14 protein-coding genes are annotated in these 20,889 nt (G+C 67.5%); 7 read left to right on the top strand and 7 right to left on the bottom strand.

Going from position 1 to position 20,889, the window contains the following annotated elements:
• The first annotated feature begins 5 nt into the window (after window positions 1–5).
• The 5 genes from ACN9M6_RS11750 (at window position 6) to ACN9M6_RS11730 (ending at window position 6,087) form a co-directional block, all read left to right on the top strand.
• Window positions 6–1,085, top strand: coding sequence for a YncE family protein (locus ACN9M6_RS11750; RefSeq protein ID WP_419163088.1), 1,080 nt, complete (start codon window positions 6–8; stop codon window positions 1,083–1,085).
• A 4-nt stretch (window positions 1,086–1,089) separates the two neighbouring features.
• On the top strand, window positions 1,090–2,817 hold the full coding sequence (locus ACN9M6_RS11745; RefSeq protein ID WP_419163087.1) for an ABC transporter ATP-binding protein: 1,728 nt from the start codon (window positions 1,090–1,092) through the stop codon (window positions 2,815–2,817).
• The gene (locus ACN9M6_RS11740; protein WP_419163086.1) at window positions 2,814–3,545 is read left to right on the top strand and encodes a S8 family serine peptidase; all 732 of its coding nucleotides are present in this window, start codon (window positions 2,814–2,816) and stop codon (window positions 3,543–3,545) included. Before ACN9M6_RS11745 ends, ACN9M6_RS11740 begins: the two co-directional genes overlap by 4 nt.
• Window positions 3,546–3,738: 193 nt before the next feature.
• On the top strand, window positions 3,739–4,122 hold the full coding sequence (locus ACN9M6_RS11735) for a hypothetical protein (protein WP_419163085.1): 384 nt from the start codon (window positions 3,739–3,741) through the stop codon (window positions 4,120–4,122).
• A gap of 75 nt (window positions 4,123–4,197) precedes the next feature.
• A complete protein-coding gene (locus tag ACN9M6_RS11730) occupies window positions 4,198–6,087 on the top strand; it encodes a gamma-glutamyltransferase family protein (protein WP_419163084.1) in 1,890 nt (629 codons plus the stop codon).
• A gap of 30 nt (window positions 6,088–6,117) precedes the next feature.
• Here ACN9M6_RS11730 and ACN9M6_RS11725 read toward each other — a convergent pair whose 3' ends face one another.
• From ACN9M6_RS11725 to ACN9M6_RS11710, 4 genes are read right to left on the bottom strand one after another with little or no spacing between them, the layout of a single operon-like run.
• Window positions 6,118–6,549: a cupin domain-containing protein gene (locus tag ACN9M6_RS11725; RefSeq protein WP_419163083.1), complete on the bottom strand. Its 432-nt coding sequence runs from the start codon at window positions 6,547–6,549 to the stop codon at window positions 6,118–6,120.
• Between the two features lie 13 nt (window positions 6,550–6,562).
• The gene (locus tag ACN9M6_RS11720; RefSeq protein WP_419163082.1) at window positions 6,563–6,760 is read right to left on the bottom strand and encodes a hypothetical protein; all 198 of its coding nucleotides are present in this window, start codon (window positions 6,758–6,760) and stop codon (window positions 6,563–6,565) included.
• 12 nt (window positions 6,761–6,772) lie between these two features.
• Window positions 6,773–7,153 (bottom strand): hypothetical protein, encoded by a 381-nt coding sequence (locus ACN9M6_RS11715; RefSeq protein WP_419163081.1) that lies wholly within the window; start codon window positions 7,151–7,153, stop codon window positions 6,773–6,775.
• Between the two features lie 35 nt (window positions 7,154–7,188).
• Entirely contained in the window at window positions 7,189–8,532 is a 1,344-nt protein-coding gene (locus ACN9M6_RS11710) for an amidohydrolase family protein (RefSeq protein ID WP_419163080.1), read from the bottom strand.
• Between the two features lie 141 nt (window positions 8,533–8,673).
• On the opposite strand from ACN9M6_RS11710, the gene ACN9M6_RS11705 reads away from it, so the two are divergent.
• Together ACN9M6_RS11705 and ACN9M6_RS11700 are read left to right on the top strand one after the other, a co-directional pair.
• Window positions 8,674–9,819, top strand: coding sequence for a c-type cytochrome (locus ACN9M6_RS11705; RefSeq protein WP_419163079.1), 1,146 nt, complete (start codon window positions 8,674–8,676; stop codon window positions 9,817–9,819).
• Window positions 9,809–10,570 (top strand): carboxypeptidase regulatory-like domain-containing protein, encoded by a 762-nt coding sequence (locus tag ACN9M6_RS11700; protein ID WP_419163078.1) that lies wholly within the window; start codon window positions 9,809–9,811, stop codon window positions 10,568–10,570. Before ACN9M6_RS11705 ends, ACN9M6_RS11700 begins: the two co-directional genes overlap by 11 nt.
• 11 nt (window positions 10,571–10,581) lie before the next feature.
• Here ACN9M6_RS11700 and ACN9M6_RS11695 read toward each other — a convergent pair whose 3' ends face one another.
• From ACN9M6_RS11695 to ACN9M6_RS11685, 3 genes are all read right to left on the bottom strand, one after another.
• The gene (locus tag ACN9M6_RS11695) at window positions 10,582–19,128 is read right to left on the bottom strand and encodes a Calx-beta domain-containing protein (RefSeq protein ID WP_419163077.1); all 8,547 of its coding nucleotides are present in this window, start codon (window positions 19,126–19,128) and stop codon (window positions 10,582–10,584) included.
• A 646-nt stretch (window positions 19,129–19,774) separates the two neighbouring features.
• Entirely contained in the window at window positions 19,775–20,419 is a 645-nt protein-coding gene (locus ACN9M6_RS11690) for a hypothetical protein (RefSeq protein WP_419163076.1), read from the bottom strand.
• A gap of 2 nt (window positions 20,420–20,421) precedes the next feature.
• The gene (locus ACN9M6_RS11685) at window positions 20,422–20,889 is read right to left on the bottom strand and encodes a hypothetical protein (protein WP_419163075.1); all 468 of its coding nucleotides are present in this window, start codon (window positions 20,887–20,889) and stop codon (window positions 20,422–20,424) included.

Here is a 20,889-nt window from a genome sequence, read left to right as displayed (position 1 = left end):
CGATCGTGGCGTCCGCTTGCGGGCTCCTCTTCGCCACGGCGCTGGCGGCACAGGAGAACGGCGGCGGCGCGGCGAACGGCCGCAACGCCCATTGGTACATGGGCAACTACAGCAACGAAGTGCTGGTGTGGGACGAGGCGACGGAGCAGGTCGTGGACCGGATTCAGGTCAAGCGTCCGATCTCGCTTCGCCTCACCCTCTCCGACGATCGATCGCGGCTCTACGTTCTGGATCCGTTCTTCGAGACGGTGGAAATCATCGCCCTCCCCTCGAAGGAATCCGTCGGCGAGTTCACGTTGAGCGAGGGTTCGACGCGGACGTGGATCCGGTCGTTTCAGGTCCATCCGAACCTGGAGTGGGCCGCCATTCTCGTGCAGAGCCGGACGAAGCTGGCGGACCGCTACCAGATCGACGAACCGACGATCCTCCGCTTCGACCTCACGAGCTACGAGGTGACGGACACGATCCCGTGGCCCGGCGAGGAGCTGCGACAGAACGCCAATTTCCGTTTTTCCCCCGACGGGGACCTCCTGTACATGTTCTCGGACGATCTGATCGCGGTCGACTCGGAGACGTTCGAGGAAGTGGACCGCTGGGCGATCTCCGAGCCGTTCGAGACAGGGTTGGGCGCGATGACGCTCCCCTTCGGAGAGAGTCCGTACCAGGAGGAGGAAGGTGTCTACACTGGTCTCTTCCGCGTGATGGATCCGGTCCAGAACCGGCGGCTGATGGGCTTCGCGACCGTGGACCTGGCGGAGCAGGCGGTGGAGTTCCACCCCATCGGGCCCTCCGAGCGCGTGTCGTTCGCGCTCTCCCCGGACGGGACGAAGGGGTACGGGCTCAAGTCGCAGATCGGTCACTACGAGATGTGGAAGTTCGACCTCGCGGGGCGGCGGGTCTCGGACCGCATCACGTTCGCGGGGCGCCCGCGGATGGCGCTGATGCCGAGCGCCGACGGGCAACGGCTCTACATCTACAATGCCGGAAGCACGATCGACGTCTACGACGAGGAAACGTTCGAGCTCCTGCGCACGGTCACGCTGGACGCCGACATGACGAGCGTCGTCGTGGTACCCGACCCCTAGCGGGGTGATTCGCGACCCGCACCTTCGCCGAGCCCTCGCCTACGTTCGACCGTACGCGGGGGCTTTGCTTCCGGTGGTGCTGCTCTCCACGGCGGGCACCGCCCTGGGCCTGGCGCTTCCGTACCTCTCCAAGGCGATGATCGACGATGCGATCCTCGGGCAGGACTTCCCCCTGCTGCTGCGGATCGTAGGTCTGTTCGTCGGGATCACGATGCTCAGTTTCGTCGCGAACGTGGCGAGCGGGATGCGATACACGCGGGTCTCGGCCGGCATCCTGTTCGACATGCGGCTGGCCCTGTACCGCCACCTCCAGAGACTCTCGCCGCGCTTCTACGCCCGGACGCCGCTCGGCGACATCGTCTCCCGCATCAACAACGACATCGGCGAGATCCAGCGGGTGACCGCGGATGCGGCGCTCGGCCTGTTCGGCAACGTCCTATTCCTGGTGGGGACGGTGGCGATGCTGGTGTGGCTCGACGCGCGGCTCTTCCTGGTGGGGCTGGTCGCGTTGCCGCCGAGTCTGTGGGCGCTGGTCCGATACCGGCGGCAGCTCGAGGGACGTGTGACCCAGCTGCGCGAGCGGAGCGCGAACATCGGGAGCTTCCTCATCGAGACCATGCAGGGGATGAGAACGGTGGTCGCGGCCAATGCGCAGGAGCGCGAGGCGGACCGGTTCGGGCGTCACAACGACCGCTTTGTGCGCGCGCTGCTGTCGATGCGCTGGTTCACGTACCTGGCGGGAGGGCTGCCCGGGCTCCTGCTGCAGACGGGGACGGCTGCCGTGTTTCTGTATGGCGGCTACCGGGTGATCACGGAGGCGACGACGCTGGGGACGTTCGTCGCCTTCATGGCGTACCAGATGCGGCTGCTCTTCCCGGTACAGGCACTCATGGGGCTCTACGCCAACCTCGCGAGCGCCCGGGCGTCGCTGGTGCGGGTGCACGAGCTCTTCGACACCCCGCCCGAGGTCGCGGAGGCGGAGGGGGCCGCGCGGCTGGAGCGGGCGGAGGGGGCGTTGGTCCTCGACGACGTACGGCTCGGGTTCGGCCGCGGGGGCGAAGTTCTGGAGGGCGTGTCGCTCGAGATTCCCGCCGGGCAGGTGGTGGCGCTGGTCGGCGCGAGCGGGAGCGGGAAGTCGACGATCGCGGATCTGCTCTCCCGGCAGCTCGACCCCGACGGCGGGCGCGTACTGCTCGACGGGCGGGACCTGCGAACGCTCGCGCTGGCCGACATCCGCCGGCATGTCGCCGTCGTGGAGCAGGACCCCTTCATCTTCCACGCGTCGATCGCGGAGAACGTACGCTACGCGGAGCCCGGGGCGTCGGACTCCGAGGTGCTCGGCGCACTGGGCGCCGCCGCGCTGGACGGACTGCTGGCGTCGCTGCCCGAGGGCGCCGGGACCGTCGTCGGGGAACGCGGCCGGCAGCTCTCCGCCGGGGAGCGGCAGCGGGTGGCGGTGGCGCGCGCCTTTCTTACCGATCCGGCCGTGCTGGTGCTGGACGAAGCCACGGGCGCGCTCGACCCGGCTTCGGAGGCGCGGCTGCTGGAGGGCTACGCGGCGCTGATGCGGGAGCGCACCACCGTGCTCATCACGCACCGGCCCGAGTTGGCGAGGCGCGCGGACCGGGCGGTCGTGATCCGCGACGGGCGCGTCGCACAGGACGGGCGACCGGCGGATCTGGACGGCCGGCCCGGGCCGTTCCGAGCCCTGTTCGCGACCGACCCCACGTGACGCGTCCGCTTATGGTCCGCCTGGGAGCGGCGGCGCTGCGTGGGCGGACGGGCCGGGGGGTCTCGATCGCGGTCATCGACAGCGGTGCGCATCCGGGCCACCGGCACCTCGGCCTGATCGCCGGCGGGATCGCGCTTACTCCCGACGGGACCGCACACGACGACCTCGTGGACCGGCTCGGCCACGGGACCGCCGTCACGGCGGCCATCCAGGAGAAGGCGCCGGGCGCGCGGGTCCACGTCGCTCGCGTCTTTCACGCCGAGCTGGCGACGAGTGCCCCGACGCTGGCGAAGGCGATCGACTGGGCCGGAGAGCAGGGCTGCCGGGTGGCGAATTTGAGCCTCGGGACGCCGCGCCAGAGCCGCATCGAGGTGCTGCAGCCCGCGGTCGATCGAGCCGTGCAGCGCGGGACGCTCGTCATCGCAGCCTACTCGCACGAGGGTGAGCGCTGGCTCCCGGGCAGCCTCCCCGGCGCACTCGGCGTCTGCCTCGACTGGGACCTCCCCCGGGACACCATCTGCAGCGGCCGACGCGACGGCCGGCGAGTGCTCTACGCCTCCGGCTATCCCCGCCCGATCCCGAACGTTCCTCCAGAGCGCAACTTGAACGGGATCAGCTTCGCAGTGGCGAACGCGACCGGCATGGTCGCCCTGGCGCTCGAGCCCTTCCCGGAAGCGCGCGGCCGAGCCGAAACCCTCGCCGCGCTGGAGTCGCTGGCCGCGGTCTGACGTCCCGGGGGACTCGTACAGCACTGTGGGCGTTGCTATTCTCCTGGGGTAGCAGACATACGCCGTCTCGCCAGCCGTCCTTCGAGGGTGCAACGCCGAAGAGGCCCGCGCTCGAGCGGGACGGAGACCAGCGCGAGTCTACGTACGGCGGTGGTGCCAGGAGCGCCCGCGTTTCTCAAGTAGAGGACTGAAGATGAAAAAACTCACATCCGTTCTCTTGGTCTCCGCGCTGTCTGCCGGCTGTTCAATCCTGTTCATGGAAAAACCGCCGCCCGGCGACAGCCCGGTTGCGCGAGGCTACTGCACGCGAAGCATCGTCGCGCCGGTCGCCGATGTCGTCTACGGAGTGGTGGCGCCGCTCGGGTTTCTGGCATGGGTAGCCGATGATTCCGATGGTCTCAGCTCTGAGGACTCCGGCGGCGTCGTTGTCATTGCCGCTTGGGCTGCGGCAGGATCGTACTCTGCCGTCCGCGGGTTCGGGTGGAGCGGCGAGTGCAAGCGGCGTAACGCGCTCAGCGAGCAGGCGATAGCCGACTATCTCCGCAAGGTTGCGGACCGTATGGAGAGGGAACCGTAATCCTCTCTCCGAATCTGCGTCAAAGGGAACCGTCGGCCGGGTCGCCATCTCGGGCAGAAACAGGAGGATGACGCAATGAAGCCTCTGGCATGTGTGGTCGCCGTCGCGGCTCTGGCACTCACCGCCTGGTGCGGTCCGTGGATGGGCGCTCCGGAGGAATCCGCTTCCGCGGAGGAAGGCGTCGTCGCCACCATCGCCCCGTTCCGCAGTTACGGCCACGTACACGACGCCGACAACGTCGAGGCCATGCGGCCGCGCGTCATGGGCACGCACGGGGTGATCTCCTCCGGGCACTACCTGGCCACGCAGGCCGGGTACGACGTGCTCAAGGCCGGAGGCAACGCCTTCGACGCCGGAGTGACTGCAGGGATGGCGCTCAAGGCGCTCAAGATGGACTACGCGGGATGGACCGGGGTTGCGCCGCTCATCCTCTACAGCGCCGCCGAGGACCACGTGATCACTCGGGTCGGGGCGGGGACCTCACCCGCGCTCGCCACCCTCGACTACTTCCTCGCACACGGCAAGTCGCCCATCAACAACGCGCTGATTCCCGCGGACGTGGATGTCTGGCTCGCCGCGCTCGACCGTTTCGGCACCTTCAGCTTCAGCGAGGCCGCGCAGCCGACGCTGCGCATCGTGGAGGAGGGCTATCACCTCTACAAGATGCAGAAATGGATGATCGAGGATCAGATGGAGGGGATCCTCACTTTTCCCTACAATCGCGGCTTCTGGTTCCCCAACGGGGTCGGCGAGCAGCGTCTGGGCGATCTCATGGTGAATACCGATCTGGGGAGGCTCATCCGCTACATGATGGAGGCCGAGCGGCAGGCGCTGGCGGCGGGAGGAATCCGTTCCGAAGGGATTCGCGCCGCTCGGGACGCCTTCTACCGGGGCGACCCGGCGCGCGACGTGGACCGATTCTTCCGGGAGCATGACGGCATCGTCCGTTACGAGGACATGGCCGGATACGAGGGTCGCTGGGAGGAGCCTCTGGGAACCGGTTTCAACGGCTACGACGTCTACACCGGCGATGGATGGAGCCAGGGCCCGCGCATCATTCTGATGCTCAACATGCTGGAGAACTACGACCTGCGCGCCCTCGGCTACAACACGCCGGAGTATATCCACGTCGTCTCACAGGTGATCAACCTGGCGATGGCGGACGCCCACAGGTACGTCGGGGATCCGGATTTCGCCCCTGCTCCGGAGGGACTGTACGGGAAGGCGTACGCGCGCAAACGCATCGGGCTCATCGACGAGAAGAGCGCATTTCAGGATATGCCTCCGTGGGGCGATCCGGAACGGATGGCGGCGGTGGCGGACGGCGCGCCCGTGAGCTTCGTGGCGCCGGGAGGTCGGCCCTCCGGTGAAGTCCCCTCCACCGACACATCCTCCCTCAATGTCATGGACGGGGAGGGCAACATGTTTTCCCTCACCGAGAGCGACGGTCACACCTTCACCCCGATGATCCCGGGATGGGGATTCGGGCTGGGCAACCGCATGGGTCAGTTCAACCTGGACCCCGAGCTGGCCAACGTGATGGCGCCCGGCAAGCGCCCGCGTAACACGAACTCCCCCCTTCTGGTGATGAAGGATGGCCGGCCGTTCATGGGGCTCTCCACCCCCGGCGGCGACCAGCAGATGCAGGCTCTCCTGCAGGTCTTTCTGAACGTGACGCTGTGGGGGATGTCCCCCGAGCAGGCCGTAGACCAGCCCCGTTTCGGCAGCTACAACTTCCCGGCCACCGGGAGCGAGGTGAACCGCAATCCCGCCGTCCTCTACATGGAGGACCGGATCCCGGCGGAGACGGCCGAGGCGTTGCGCGCCCTGGGCCACGACGTGCGCTCGTGGGGCCTGTGGAACTGGCGCGCGGGCGCTCCCACGGTGACTTGGCGCGATCCGGAAACCGGGGTGATGACTGCGGCGGGGGACGTGAGGCGGGAGACTGCGTCGCTCGGATTCTGAACGGCCGGCATTCTCGACCTGCGTTACCGCCTACTCTCGCGCGGGGCGCTCGAAGTCGACGATGTTCTCCCACTCGCGCGCATCGGAGCGGGCGACCACGGCCACCACCGGCTCCGTATCGCTCAAATTGAACACCTCGTGCGGGACCCCGGGCTCGATGAAGATGAAGTCACCCGCTTCGTTATCGAGCGTCTTCTCGAGCCGCGGGCCGAACTCATGTCGCACGTGTCCCTCGAGGATATAGAGCATCACCTCGAAGTCCACGTGGATGTGCGCCTTGGCGACGCCGCCGGGCGGGATCATCGCCACGTTCATGGAGAGCGCGCCCGAGCCGACGTTCTCCGCCCACATCCCCGTCTTGTATTCGATCCCGTTCCACGCGCGGTGCCGGCCACCGCCCCGCACCGTGATGATCCCTTCGTGGCGCTCCACGCGCCCCGGCGTTTGTCTGTTTCGGGTCATCTCGGCCTCCGGGCTACACACCTCCACGTCCCCGAAGCGTTTGGTCGGAATTCCTGATCGTCGCGCCACCCAGTGCGGGCTTCAGTCGGTATCCACCTACCTTGATGCCCACATCGGCGAGCCGCTTGGCCGCCTCCTGACTGCGTTCCACGGCGGCCCTGTCGATCTTCGGATTCTTCTCGACAATGTCGGCTACCCGGTCCTTCTCCATCGTTAGCCTCCGCTAGAAGAAGTAGGGATTGTGGACAAACGACACGAGACCGTTTCGAGCCATGTGGTCTCGCAAGAACCAGAAGTAGTCCCAGACGGCCTTCTTCAAGTCGGAATCGTCACCGAAATCCGTGATCTTGAGCTTAAGCTCGTCCCGGAGAGTTTGCATATCGATTCCCCTCCCGTGGGTGAGCCAACGCTCGTGGTCGTTCAATTGAAGCGCGATCCAAGCGGCGCGTTCCTCCTTCATCTCCTCCGTGACGGTCTCTCCCTGCGTCTCGGTTACGATCCAGTCCTTGAACTTGTACCGCGTCAACCAGCCCTTCAGCAGAGCGATCGAAAGATCGCGTGCAAGCTCGAACTGATGGAGTTCTGCAAGATCCAGCTTTTGCAACAACTATCCGATTCTCGCTAAAGCTGCATCGGCTCTCAGTTGCCGAGGCTGGCGGCGATGGCGGCCAGCCCTTCCTGAATCTCTCCCTCGGACTTCCACACGCCGCGCACCATGACGCCGGCGCGGTCGGCGATGTTCGCCACGTCACCGAGCGGGTTGGAGTTCGTGAGGATGAGATCCGCCCGGCGGCCCGCGGCCACCGTCCCGAAGGAGTCGTATCGCTGAAAGTAGTCCCCGACGTTGCGGGTGCCGGTGACGAGGATCTCGTAGGGGGACATCCCGGCCTCGGCCATCGCCGCGAGTTCGCGGTGGATCGAAAAGCCGGGAACGCTGAACATCTGCGGCGAATCGGTGCCCATCAGGATCCCCACGCCGACCTCGTTCATCATCCCGAGCAGCTGTGTCCGGTTGCTCGCGTGCAGGCGGGCGCGCTCCACGTCCCAGCCGCCCGACGCCTGGATGCCAGAGAGGCGGTTCCTCCAGCCCTCAACGCCCTGCGGCGGCCAGTAGCGCATCTCGGGATAGGCCGCCAGCGCTTCGGGGTCGCCGAGGCCGATCACGCCGACCTCCCACAGGACCATGGTGGGAACGACCCACGCCCGGGCGGCGATGGTCAGGTTGAAGAGTTCCTCCATCTTCGCCTGGTCCATGGGGCCGCGCAGCCCACCGGCGTCCTCCATGTAGCCGTCGAGGTGGTCGAAGGTCTCCTGGCCCATGAGGATCGCGTGCCGGATTCCGACGTCGGCAGGGACGTGGCCCGCGAAGCGGATCCCGGCCTGGGCGGCCGACGCAGCCACGGCATCGTACTCCGCCCTGCTCAGCCCCGGGTGGATCTTCAAGTGGTCCCAGCCCTCCCGCTTCTGCGTCCACACCCGCTCTGTGGCCTGCTCCGGCGAATCGATGGAGCCGCCGCTGAAGCTGGGGCCGGCGAGGTAGAGCGTGGGCCCCCAGATCTCGCCGGTATTCGTCTTCGCCTTCAGGTCGAGGTCGCCGGGAAGGCCCAGCATCCCGCGCACCGTCGTCACCCCGTTCGCGGCGTAGAGGAACATCACCTGTTCCCGGAACTCCTCGCTTGCGTTCCCGCCGGGCGTGTGGCCGTGCATCTCGGACAGCCCCGGCATGAGGTACTTCCCGGACCCGTCGATCCGGTCCGCATCGGCCGGCACCTCGACCGAACCCGCCGGTCCGACTTCGACGATCCGGTCGCCCCGCACGAGAACCGTGTGCCCAGGCAGGATCCGCTCCGAATCCATCGGGATGAGGTTGACGTCGACAAACGCGGTGACCCCGGCCCCCGAGCCCTGCTGGCAGGCGGCGACGAAGGGGGCCACGGCGCACGCGGCGAGGGCGAACCCCAGGGACAGACGATTGGATTTCATGTGACCTCCTCGGCGGGGTTCGTTTCTGACCGCGCCAACCTTGACCGCGATAGCGATTATCAGTATTGACAGAGCTTCGTGACCCGTTGTCAGATTGCCTCCTCGGGTCCAGGATCGGACCCCCACCGGAGGAGCCGCGGATTGCCCGCAGCCGACGCTGAACCAACCCGCCGTCCGGCCGCTCTTCTCTTCATCGTGTCGGCGATGCTGCCGGTTCCGCAATCGCTGGAGGCCGCCCAGGCCCCGCAGGCCGTTCCGGACGGAATGGCGCTCTACGAGGCCGGCTGCGCGAGCTGTCACGGGTCGGATGGGCGCGGCGCGGCGTCGGACCGCATCGCGTTCGACGACCCCCTCCCGGACCTCACCGACTGCAGCTTCGCCTCGCGCGAGCCGGACGCCGACTGGATCATCGTCTCCAAGGCCGGCGGTCCGATCCGCGGCTTCAGCGACGTCATGCCCGCGTTCGGCGAGGCGTTCGACGACGACCAGCTGCAGGCCGTCATGGACCATATCCGGACCTTCTGCACGGACCGCGCCTGGCCGCGCGGCGAACTCAACCTCCCCCGGCCTCTCTTCACGGAGAAGGCATACCCGGAGGACGAGTGGGTGTGGACGGCGGGGGTGAACGCGGAGGGCCCCGGCGCGGTCATCAACGAACTCCTGTACGAGAAGCGTTTCGGCTCCCGGAACCAGATCGAGATCGCGCTCCCCTTCGGCTTCGCGGAGTCCGCCGCCGCTCCGGCCGGACGTGACGCGGTCCCGGCTTCGGATTGGGGCATCGGGCTCGGCGACATCGAGGTCGGCTACAAGCGCGCGCTGGCGCACAGTCTGCAGACGATCTTCAGCTTCGGAACCGAACTCAAGCTCCCGACCGGCGACGAAGCGAGGGGTATCGGAGAAGGCGAACTGCGGCTCGAACCGTTTCTGGCGCTGGGCCAGATCCTCCCGGGGGACGGTTTCTTCCACCTGCAGGCGGGCGCGGAATTCCTCGGCGAGACGACCGAAGGGTTCTGGCGGGCGGTTCTCGGACGCACGTTCACGAGCGGGGAGTTCGGCCGCTCGTGGTCCCCGATGGTCGAAGTGCTGGGGAGCGCGGACCTGGCCGAGGGTTCAAGGTCGCAGTGGGATCTCGTCCCTCAGATGCAGGTGACGCTCAACACGCGGCAGCATGTGATGCTAAACGTCGGGGTGCGGCTCCCGCTGACCGATTCCGACGCGAGGGGCACGCAGTTCCTCGTCTATCTCCTATGGGACTGGTTCGATGGGGGTCTGTTCGATGGCTGGTAGCTGGCGGAAGGGTCGGGTCCTGGCGTGCTCGCTCGCGATCGTCACCGTCGGGGCAGGCTCGACGGTGGGTGAACGGGACACCTCACCGGCGACGGAGCCCGCGATGATCACGGGCCGCATCCTGCTGGCCGAGGGCCAGGTGCGCTTCAGCGGGGAACCGCCTGCCGGAGCGGAGATCGACATGTCCGCCGACGCCTACTGCCGAGATCAGTACGACGAGGTCGTGATGGACCGGCCCGTGCGGGTCGGCTCGGGCGGTGGCTTGGCGGATGTCCTCGTGCGGGTCGTCAACGCGCCCGCGTCGGGTACGGCGCCGGAGGCCGAGGCGCTCCTCGACCAGGCCGGGTGCGTGTATACGCCGGGGTCGGTGGCTGTGCGCGTGGGCCAGCCTCTCGTCATCCGCAACAGCGACGCCACGCTGCACAACGTCCGGGTCGTTCCCGCCTCCAATGACGGATTCAACCTCGGGCAGCCCATGGCCGGCATCCAGAGCACGCGCTCGTTCGAGACTCCCGAGATCGGCATTCCGGTGCGCTGCGACATCCACGGCTGGATGATGGCTTCGATCCACGTCCTGGAGCACGAGTACTTCGAGATCACAGGCGAGGACGGGACGTTCATGCTTCCGGCTCTTCCGGCGGGCGACTACGAGATCGAAGCCTGGCATCCCACGCTGGGAATCGTTAGCGGACGCGTGACCGTGACGGCCGGGGGGGCGCCCCCGCTGACGCTGGAGTTCCGGGCGGCCTAGCGGGCCGCGCGCTACTCGTCCCGGAATCGGCTCCACAGGCTGAGCGACGCCTCGCTGCCGCGGGCGCCGTGGCTGCCTTCCAGGCTCAGCGTGAACCCTCCGGTCTCGAGACCTGCGACTAGGCGCATGGCGCGCCGGCCATATCCGTCGAGCCCCTCGAACCTGATGTCGAAGAGCGACGCGGCTCGCAGTCCCAGACCCACGCGCCGGGCCTCGCCCATCAGGCCACCGAAGGGCATCGCGACGAGACCGCCAAGGAGCGGTACCCCGTAACCGACCTCAGCCTCCATTTGCCCGGTCTGGTGCATTCCCGGGCCGTGTCCCGAGGCGATCCCGCTCATGTCGCGGCGGTCGAAGAGTCTGGCTGCTCCACCTTCCGCATAGCCCCATGCAGGCGCGACGCGGAGCGAAAGGCCCTCTCCCGAGGCGTTCGGCTGGACGCGGAGGACGGCCGACCCGCCCCATTCCTCGTACGTGCCGTCTTCGTGCGCTACGAGCCCCCGCGCGCGGCCCTGCAGGGTCAGCCCCAGCGACGGCACCGTGACTCTCAGGCCGCCGCCCATTTCCATGCCCGCGCCCGTCTCCGCATCGCCGGCATCTCGCCGCACACCGACCTCGGCAAGCGGCTCCAGAGTCGCGTCCCCGATCTGGAAGTTGTGCGACCCCTCCACGAGGAGGCGGGCCCGGCTCGCGGCGCCGTCCTGCTCGCCGATGGCCGCGTCACCGGGGGTGCTGGCCCGCGATACCATCGCGTCCGAGGTCACCGCCAGCGAGAAGCCTTCCTCGCCGCTGGTCCCGACCACGTCCCCCCGCCAGCCGAAGGCCGCCATGGCGAGGCTGGCGCTCGGATCGGAATCGGACCCGGCGTCCAGAGACAGGCTGCCGCCCGCATAGCCCAGCATTCCCCACACGGAGAATTGATCCGACAGCGCATACCGGGCCCACGGATATGCGCCGGTCAGGTTCGTACCGACATCGCGCTCTCGTAGGCCCGATCCCAGGGTGCCGTCGGCACGGTTGTGCGATACCACGACGCCCCCCTGCCATCGTCCGCGCGCGAGGTCGAAGCCGGCCATGAAGCCGTTCAGTTCGCCGTCGACCGAGGCGTCGCCTTCCCCACCGCTGAAGCGAGTCCTGGCGCCGCGACCCCATACGGACCAGTAGCCGTCACCGCCCAACTCGCCGGACCGGGCGATAGAGCTCCGTGCGAACAGGTCGTAGACGTCCTTCCCGGCGTTCGACTGGTCGCCGACCGACCACATCGCCAGCCGGTCGGAGGGCCTGATGGCGTAGTGGGACTGCAGCCCCTCGACGTCCCAGCCGCCGATTACGACCCGGTTCCCGCCCGGACCCCTGGTCATGCGATCGCGGACGGTCTCCACGACCTGGTCGGACGCGGTGCGGCCAACTCTTGCCAGCCAGCCGCTCAGGTCTGTGATCGGCCCTTCGTCATCGTCCAGGACCGTCACGTCCGCTGTGCCGGGCACGCCAACTTCGTATGCCGAGCCGGCGAGCACTGCCGCCATCACGATACCGGCCACCTCGCCCTCGTCGACTTCGTCGTTCTCGGTGTGCACGGTGAGGACGGTGCTGTCCTGTCCAACTGCGACCGTCACAGTAGAGACGGGCACGCCGGCAATCACGTCGTTCGTTCCGCTGATCCGGACGTTTACGGTGAGTGCCCGCTCCGGCGCCGGCACGGCGGAGATCGTGAAGAGCGCGGCCTCGCCTTCAGTCACCGTCGTCATGTCGGACTCGATCGTCACGACCGGGATGACCGGGGCCGGCTTGACCTCGTCGGTCGGGGCGCTCGTCAGGCTCTCCGGGTTGCCGGCATCGTCCGCGAAGTCCACTCGCACCTTGAGCCGGCTCCCGACGTCCGTCTCCTGCACCAGGTAGGTCTGTTCCGTAGCGCCCGGAATCTCGGTCTCCGAGCCGCCCGGGACGCGCAGCCACTGGTATCGGTAGGTGACGGAGGTCAGGCCGTCCGCATCGCTGATCCCGTCCGTATGCGCCGTCAGCGCCTCGCCGACCTGCGGGATGCCGCTGATCGTCGGGGCGCCCTCCGCCGGTGAGTTGTCGTTGTCGGTGACGCGAACGGTCAGTGTTCCGCCGGAGATGCGATCGTCGTCGCTGACTGCCGCGGTGAACACTACAAGACGGTCACTCGTCACCTCGTCATCGTCGTCCGTGTCGAAGCTGAAGGTGGCCGCGCTTTCGCAGGCCGGAATCATCACCACGGTCGGGACCGAGGACGAGACCGTCCCGCCGCTGTCCTCGAAGCTGATCGACGGCATGATGTCGAACGGCACGATGCAGCCGGCATCGGTCGGTTCGACGATGACCGACACCGTGACGGAACTGCCTTCCACGACGGTCGGCGTCTCGGTCACAAGCGAGACCATCGCCCGATCTTCGTCGAGGATCTCAAGCGACCCCGAGGCCGCCTCACTGCCGTCCACGCGGGCGCGTACCGTCACCGACTCGGGATCCTCGAGCTGTCGGTCGTCGAGGATCGACATCGTCCCCGTCGCCTCCGTTGCCCCCGCGGCGAGCGTGATGGTGGCGGTCTCGAGCTGCCAGTCGGATCCGTCGACGGCAGAACCGCCGCCCGATAGCGTGATCTCCTTCGCCTCCGAGAAGGCTGCCCCGCGCGACACCGCAATTTCCACGCTGCTGTCGGTCCCTTCGGTGACGGTCGTGACCGCGGAGCCGGCCGAGCGGAAGATCAGCGTCCACGCGCCCTCATCATCCTTTTCGACGGCGGTGACACTGGTGCGGACATCGTTCGCCCCATAGTCGCTTCCCGAGGTCGTGTGCGTGATCGTCGCGGTACCGTCCTCGTCGTCTTCATCCTGTGCCGCGCTCAGCGTAACCGCCTGCGGTAGATACCAGTCCTCCCGTGTGAAGGTCAGTGAATCACCGCCGGTCACGGTGACGTCTTCGTCACCGGTTCGCGTCGCCCGGACCGTCACCGTGGCCGTCGGCTCGTCCGGACTCAAGCTCAGTGAATCACCGCCGGTCACGGTGACGTCTTCGTCACCGGTTCGCGTCGCCCGGACCGTCACCGTCGACTCCAGCACCAGCGTGTACTCCGCCGTCTCGCCCTCGGGAACGGTCACGAGGCTCCGGCTCGCCAACAGACCGCGCCCATCGTCATCGACGATCGTCAGCGTGGCGCCGTCCACAGCCAGCCCCGTAACGGTCCCCGATACCGTCACCGACTCGTCCTCTTCATCCAGGTCGTCGTCGGTCGGGGTAACCGTGAACGTTCCGCTTCCGCTGGTCGCGCCCGCGGCGATGTCGAACGTGAACGCGGACACCGCCCCGTAGTCGGTCCCGGCCGTAGCGCCGTCGCCAGGCGCTCCCACGCTCACCGTCACCGTCGTCGGCGACGCCAGCGCCACCCCGTCGAGGCGACCCGTCACCGTGACGGTCGTTTGCCCGTCTCCCTCGCCAACCTCGTCCGGACTCACGCTCAGCGTCACCCGGGACGACGCGCCCCTCTTGTCCTGCTCGATCGCGGTGACCGTCGTCGTTACGCCGTCGTAGTCGCCGCCGGTGGCCGTGTGCGTGATCGTCGCGGTCCCGTCCTGATCATCGTCATCGTATGCCGCGCTCAGCGTGACCGTCTGCGGGAGATACCAGTCGTTCGCAGTGAATGTCAGCGACGCTCCCCCGGTCACCGTGATGTCCGTGTCGCCGGTTCGCGTCGCCCGGACCGTCACCGTCGCCGTCGGCTCCGACTCCAGCACCAGCGTGTAGGTCGCTGTCTCGCCCTCGGGAACGGTCACGAGGCTCCGGCTCGCCAACAGACCGCGCCCATCGTCATCGACGATCGTCAGCGTGGCGCCGTCCACAGCCAGCCCCGTAACGGTCCCCGATACCGTCACCGACTCGTCCTCTTCATCCAGGTCGTCGTCGGTCGGGGTAATCGTGAACGTTCCGCTTCCGCTGGTCACACCCGCGGCGATGTCGAACGTGAACGCGGACACCGCCCCGTAGTCGGTCCCGGCCGTAGCGCCATCGCCAGGCGCTCCCACGCTCACCGTCACCGTCGTCGGCGACGCCAGCGCCACCCCGTCGAGGTGACCCGTCACCGTGACGGTCGTTTGCCCGTCTCCCTCGCCAACCTCGTCCGGACTCACGCTCAGCGTCACCCGGGACGACGCGCCCCTCTTGTCCTGCTCGATCGCGGTGACCGTCGTCGTTACGCCGTCGTAGTCGCCGCCGGTGGCCGTGTGCGTGATCGTCGCGGTCCCGTCCTGATCATCGTCATCGTATGCCGCGCTCAGCGTGACCGTCTGCGGGAGATACCAGTCGTTCGCAGTGAATGTCAGCGACGCTCCCCCGGTCACCGTGATGTCCGTGTCGCCGGTTCGCGTCGCCCGGACCGTCACCGTCGCCGTCGGCTCCGACTCCAGCACCAGCGTGTACTCCGCCGTCTCGCCCTCGGGAACGGTCACGAGGCTCCGGCTCGCCAACAGACCGCGCCCATCGTCATCGACGATCGTCAGCGTGGCGCCGTCCACAGCCAGCCCCGTAACGGTCCCCGATACCGTCACCGACTCGTCCTCTTCATCCAGGTCGTCGTCGGTCGGGGCAATCGTGAACGTTCCGCTTCCGCTGGTCACACCCGCGGCGATGTCGAACGTGAACGCGGACACCGCCCCGTAGTCGGTCCCGGCCGTAGCGCCATCGCCAGGCGCTCCCACGCTCACCGTCACCGTCGTCGGCGACGCCAGCGCCACCCCGTCGAGGTGACCCGTCACCGTGACGGTCGTTTGCCCGTCTCCCTCGCCAACCTCGTCCGGACTCACGCTCAGCGTCACCCGGGACGACGCGCCCCTCTTGTCCTGCTCGATCGCGGTGACCGTCGTCGTTACGCCGTCGTAGTCGCCGCCGGTGGCCGTGTGCGTGATCGTCGCGGTCCCGTCCTGATCATCGTCATCGTATGCCGCGCTCAGCGTGACCGTCTGCGGGAGATACCAGTCCTCCCGTGTGAAGGTCAGTGAACCTCCGCCGGTCACGGCGATGTCCTCGTCGCCGGTTCGCGTCGCCCGGACCGTCACCGTCGCCGTCGGCTCCGACTCCAGCACCAGCGTGTACTCCGCCGTCTCGCCCTCGGGAACGGTCACGAGGCTCCGGCTCGCCAACAGACCGCGCCCATCGTCATCGACGATCGTCAGCGTGGCGCCGTCCACAGCCAGCCCCGTAACGGTCCCCGATACCGTCACCGACTCGTCCTCTTCATCCAGGTCGTCGTCGGTCGGGGTAATCGTGAACGTTCCGCTTCCGCTGGTCACACCCGCGGCGATGTCGAACGTGAACGCGGACACCGCCCCGTAGTCGGTCCCGGCCGTAGCGCCATCGCCAGGCGCGCCCACGCTCACCGTCACCGTCGTCGGCGACGCCAGCGCCACCCCGTCGAGGTGACCCGTCACCGTGACGGTCGTTTGCCCGTCTCCCTCGCCAACCTCGTCCGGACTCAAGCTGAGCGTCACGTTCGACGACGCGCCTATCTTGTCTTGCTCGATCGCGGTGACCGTCGTCGTTACGCCGTCGTAGTCAGCGCCAGTGGCCGTGTGTGCGATCCGCGCCGTACCGTCCTCATCATCTTCATCGTGTGCCGCGCTCAGCGTGACCGTCTGCGGGAGATACCAGTCGTTCGCAGTGAATGTCAGCGACGCTCCCCCGGTCACCGTGATGTCCGTGTCGCCGGTTCGCGTCGCCCGGACCGTCACCGTCGCCGTCGGCTCCGACTCCAGCACCAGCGTGTACGTCGCGGTACCGCCTTCCGGCACCTCCACCGTGCTCCGGCTCGCGAGCAGCCCCCGCGCGTCATTGTCGACGATCACAAGCGTGGTTGGCTTGACCCTCAGCCCCGTGGCGGTTCCCCACACCCTGATCGTTTCGATGCGTTCAATGAGGCCGTCGTCGGTCGGGGTGATCGTGAACGTCCCGCTGGCGCTCGCCTCCCCCGCCGGGATCTCGAACGTGAAGTCGTCCACCGCCGCATAGTCGGCCCCCGGGGTCGCGCCATCTCCGTTCGCGCCCACTCTCACCGTGACCGTCGTCACTGAATTGCGGGCCCCGTCGTCGAGGTCTCCCGTCACCGTAACGGTGGTCTCGCCGTCCCCTTCCCCCACGCGGTACGGACTCAGGCTCAGTGTCAAGACGGACGAGGTCGACCCGCCACCACCGCCACCACCTCCGCCTCCGCCTCCGCCGCCTTCTCCTCCGCCCTCGTCGTCGTCCTGTTCCGTCGCCGCGACGCTTGCGGTGACGTTGCCGGCGCCGTAGTCGCCGCCCGATGTCGAATGGGTGATCGTCGCCGTTCCGTTCTGGTTGTCTGCGTCATCCGCGGCGCTCAGGGTCACCGTCTGCGGGATATACCAGTCGTCCTCCGTGAAGGTCAGTGACGCACCACCGGTCACCGTGACGTCCGAGTCCCCGGTACGCGTCGCCGTCACCGTCACCGTCGCCGTCGGCTTCGACTCGAGCACCAGCGTGTACGTCTCCGTATCGCCCTCGGGGACTTCCACCGTGCCGGGGCTCGCGAACAGGCCGCGCGTGTCGTCGTCGACGATCGTGAGCGTGGCCGGCGAGACCGTGAGCCCCGCCACCGATCCCGACACTGTCACCGACTCATTCCCTTCGTCGACGTCGTCGTCGGTCGGCGTGATCGTGAATGTCCCGCTCCCGCTCGTCGCCTGCGCCGCGATTTCGAACGTGAAGCCGCCCGACGTCGCGTAATCCGTACCTGCCGCCGCGCCATCGCCCGCCGCGCCCACGCTGACGGTCACCGTCTTCGGCGACCCCATCGCATCTCCGTTGAGCCGGCCCGTCACTGTGACCGTCGTCTGGCCGTCCGATTCCCCCACCTGGTCGGTGCTCAGGCTCAGGGTCACCCCCGTCGACACCGTCTCGCCTTCGCCGCCGTTGTTGTCGTCACCCTCGTCGCTGTTGTCCACCTCGTTCGCCGTGACGCTCGCGCTGACGCTGTTGGCTCCGTAATCGCCGCCCGAGGTCGCGTGCGAAATCGTCGCCGTACCGTTGGCGTTGTCCGCATCCTCGGCGGCGCTCAGCTCAACCGTCTGCGGCTGGAACCAGTTGTCCGCCGTGAATGTGAGCGACGCGCCGTCCGTCACCGTGATGTCCGCGTCGCCGGTGCGCGTTGCCGTCACAGTCACGGAGGCGGTCGGCTTCGACTCCAGCACCAGCGTATACGTCGCCGTCCCATCTTCCGGGACGTCTACGGTGCGGGGGCTGGGGAACAGACCGCGGGTATCGTCATCGACGATCGTCACGACGGTCTCGTCGTTCCCGATGGTCGCGTTCGACGACGCGCTGCTCAGAACGAGGCTGAAGGTCTCATTCCCCTCGTCGATGTCGTCATCGGAGATCGTGATGGTGTGGGTGCCGGACGATGTCTGGCCGGCAGTGATCGTCAGTGTGCCCGCGGCGACTTCATAGTCGCCACTCTGCCCGGCCGTCGCCGTACCGGCCTGGGCGGAGACGATGACGGTCACGTTCTGGTTTATGGCCCGGGACAGCGTCACGCTGAAGGCGTGCGTCCCGACGCCTTCAGCCAGGCTGAGGGTCGCCGGGGCATCGATTACGGGCGCCGGCGCCGGCGTGTTGTTCGTGACGGGGTGGTTCGTCAGGTCCCCCGCCTTGTTGTCGTAGTTGTCCTCGATTCCACCGCTAGTGGGCGCCGTGTAGCTCACCGTCACGTCGTCGCCATACGCGACGGCGGTCCCGAGTGTCAGCGTCACGGTCGTGCCGCTCAGGTCCACACCGGTGGGGCTTGTGCCACTTCCGCCGTTGATCCGGACGCTGTAGTCACCGGTCCCCGGTGCCGACCCCGGACCCAGGGATTCATCGTAGGTGATGACGAGCGTCGCTCCGTCAACCGTGGCGCGATCGACGTCCGGAGGGGTCACATCGGTGGGCCGGGAACCCGCCGGCACCACTACGACCGAGGTCGCCGACGTATCGCCGACCGCATGGCTCTCGAATATGCCACGCACGACCGCGAAGACCATCCGGCCCTCTGTATGCGCACCGTTGGGCTCGGGTTCTACCTCGATGCTCCATGTACGCGTCCTGATCTGGTTCCGGAACACGACGGCGTACAGATTCCAGGCGGTGATATCGGTCTCGTGGCCCTGGACGTTGATGTCGCCCCGGATCTCCTTGGTCATCTCGCCGGTGCGAGTGATCGTGAACAGGATCCTCTCGCCCACCTCCACGGTGTCGCGGTCAGCGGTAATCGAGAGGACTGCATGCTCGGTCGGTGTCATCGGATCCACGACGCCCGAAACACTGCTCACCATTCGTTCGCCGTGGCCTTCATCGTCCAGGAAGGAGACGCGGACCTTCAGGCGATGACCGATGTCGTCCTCACTTACCCAGTACCACGAGCGGATCGCCTCTGGGATATCGACCTCCCCGCCTCCGCTCAGCACGCGCACCCACTGGTATTCGAACTCTACGTTATCGAGTCCGTCGGCATCCTTGATGCTGTCGGTATGGGCCGTTGCAGATGCCCCCACTCGGACGGAATCTTCCCAGCTGCCTGTGCCGTAGGCGGTGGCGTAGAGTCTCCCCGTCGCGGGAGGGTTCGATGCCGGTGTGTGGCTCGGCCTCTCGCTGGCCGGTTCCGCGCGCCTGGAGCTCTCAACGTCGGCATCGACGGGCAGGACTGCGGAGACGGCCTCGAAGGCAAGTCCGTTCGAGCCTGGGCGTTGGGGCGCTTCCTGGGCTGCGGCGGCGGTGGGAGCGCCAGACACGAGGCCCACGAATGCCAGAAGAGTAGCGGCGAGCCGGGAAGAGACGCGAAGCACGGGGCCGGGGGAGGTGGCCCTCGTGCGCGTGGCGCCGATTGCGCTGTCCGCGGAATCCGCGGAGTGGATGGTATGTCCCGCCGTCAACAGACCCCGAGAGGAGCCAGTCTCCGAACCCGCCATGCCCGTTTCCGCTTCCCCATGGCGCGGCGACCATGACGCTGACCAGCCGCGCGCTTCCACCCCTCCGCCCCGGTACATGCCGGTTGAGGGACCCCGCATCACCTCTGCCGGACGACTACTTCAGAGATCGATGCGGCTGTATCCTAGCGCCGAAGCGCCGCCCGTTCAAGTTGGAAACACCCAGGGGCGCTGGAAGGTCCCCCGGCGCTGGCGGATTGGGTCCAGAGACCGGTCAGCGGATCTCCACGTAACGCGCCAGCCTCTCCACCTCATCCTCGTCGACGTATTTCCCGATTTCGCGGCGAAACTGCGCCATCGACGAGTAGGGTCGGTACTCCTCGAACTCGTGCTGCATCCGGCCACCGACGCCGGGGATGCTCAGGATGGCCTCTTCCGACGCCGTGTTGAGATCGATGCGCACATAGACGTACTGAGCGAGCCTCCCGAGTTCGTCGTCGTCCACATACTTCCCGATCTCGCGGTGGAACTGGGCGAGGGCGACATACGGTCGATATTCCTCGAACTCGTGCAGCATGCGGTTCCCGACCCCCGGGATCAGAAGGATCTCCTCATCTGTCACGTCGTTGAGGTCGATGGGCACGAACATCGCGCGATAGACGGCTTCGTGCCCCTCCGCCGGAACGTGCTCGGCCACCACGGCGTGCAGGTCCGACATCCGCAGGAAGGGCCGGGCATCCGTGATGGCGGCGACCCCGTCGGCATCCAACCCCGGTACGCCCGCAAGTTGCTCTGCGGTCGCGAGATTCGGGTTCAGCAGGCCGAGGTTCTCCCCTACCTGCGCGCGGGCGGGATCCGGGGCCAACAGCTGAGCGAGGAGCGTGGCGCACGCAGCGCCGACGTAGACACGTGATTTCATTTCTATTCCTTCTTGTCCGGTAGCATCGAATTCCTGGGCGCCGGGTATCCCAGGACGACGAGGAAGCCCAGCAGGCCAAGCTGGACCATGTGCCCGGGCGCCAGAGCCGGCATGGCTCCCATCAGGACCTTCATAACGAGTTCGCCACCCGCGACCGCGGGGTTGATCTCCTTCTCGAACTCCACATTGGACTTAAGGTGCAGGTACAGGCCGAGGCCGCCCGCGAGCATGTACAGCCACATCAGTAAACGGAACACGCGAAAGCTGCCGGACGTGGCACGAAGCGCGAGGGTGGCGCCAGCCGCGAGACCCAGCCCCAGAAGCGCGATCGGCGTCCACTGCCACGGATCCTCGAAGTGTTCGAGCAGCAGCAGCTCGACGATCGTGCCGCCGCATCCGAGCAGAAAGAGTCCCAGCGCCAGCCGGCGCCACAGCGGGGACAGCCCGCGATGGTCGACGAGACTATTCAT

This window comes from Candidatus Palauibacter sp. (assembly GCF_965197445.1).
Classification (GTDB): Bacteria; Gemmatimonadota; Gemmatimonadetes; order Palauibacterales; family Palauibacteraceae; genus Palauibacter.
The sequence above is the reverse complement of the archived record's forward strand: the minus strand, read 5'-3'. Positions and strand labels throughout refer to the sequence as shown.

Bases quoted from the DNA above. Each gene is read 5' to 3' on its own strand.
- ACN9M6_RS11735 (WP_419163085.1), top strand. From the start codon at position 3,739: ATGAAAAAACTCACATCCGTTCTCTTGGTCTCCGCGCTGTCTGCCGGC.
- ACN9M6_RS11730 (WP_419163084.1), top strand. From the start codon at position 4,198: ATGAAGCCTCTGGCATGTGTGGTCGCCGTCGCGGCTCTGGCACTCACC.
- ACN9M6_RS11725 (WP_419163083.1), bottom strand. From the start codon at position 6,549: ATGACCCGAAACAGACAAACGCCGGGGCGCGTGGAGCGCCACGAAGGG.
- ACN9M6_RS11720 (WP_419163082.1), bottom strand. From the start codon at position 6,760: ATGGAGAAGGACCGGGTAGCCGACATTGTCGAGAAGAATCCGAAGATC.
- ACN9M6_RS11710 (WP_419163080.1), bottom strand. From the start codon at position 8,532: ATGAAATCCAATCGTCTGTCCCTGGGGTTCGCCCTCGCCGCGTGCGCC.
- ACN9M6_RS11700 (WP_419163078.1), top strand. From the start codon at position 9,809: ATGGCTGGTAGCTGGCGGAAGGGTCGGGTCCTGGCGTGCTCGCTCGCG.
- ACN9M6_RS11690 (WP_419163076.1), bottom strand. From the start codon at position 20,419: ATGAAATCACGTGTCTACGTCGGCGCTGCGTGCGCCACGCTCCTCGCT.
- ACN9M6_RS11685 (WP_419163075.1), bottom strand. From the start codon at position 20,889: ATGAATAGTCTCGTCGACCATCGCGGGCTGTCCCCGCTGTGGCGCCGG.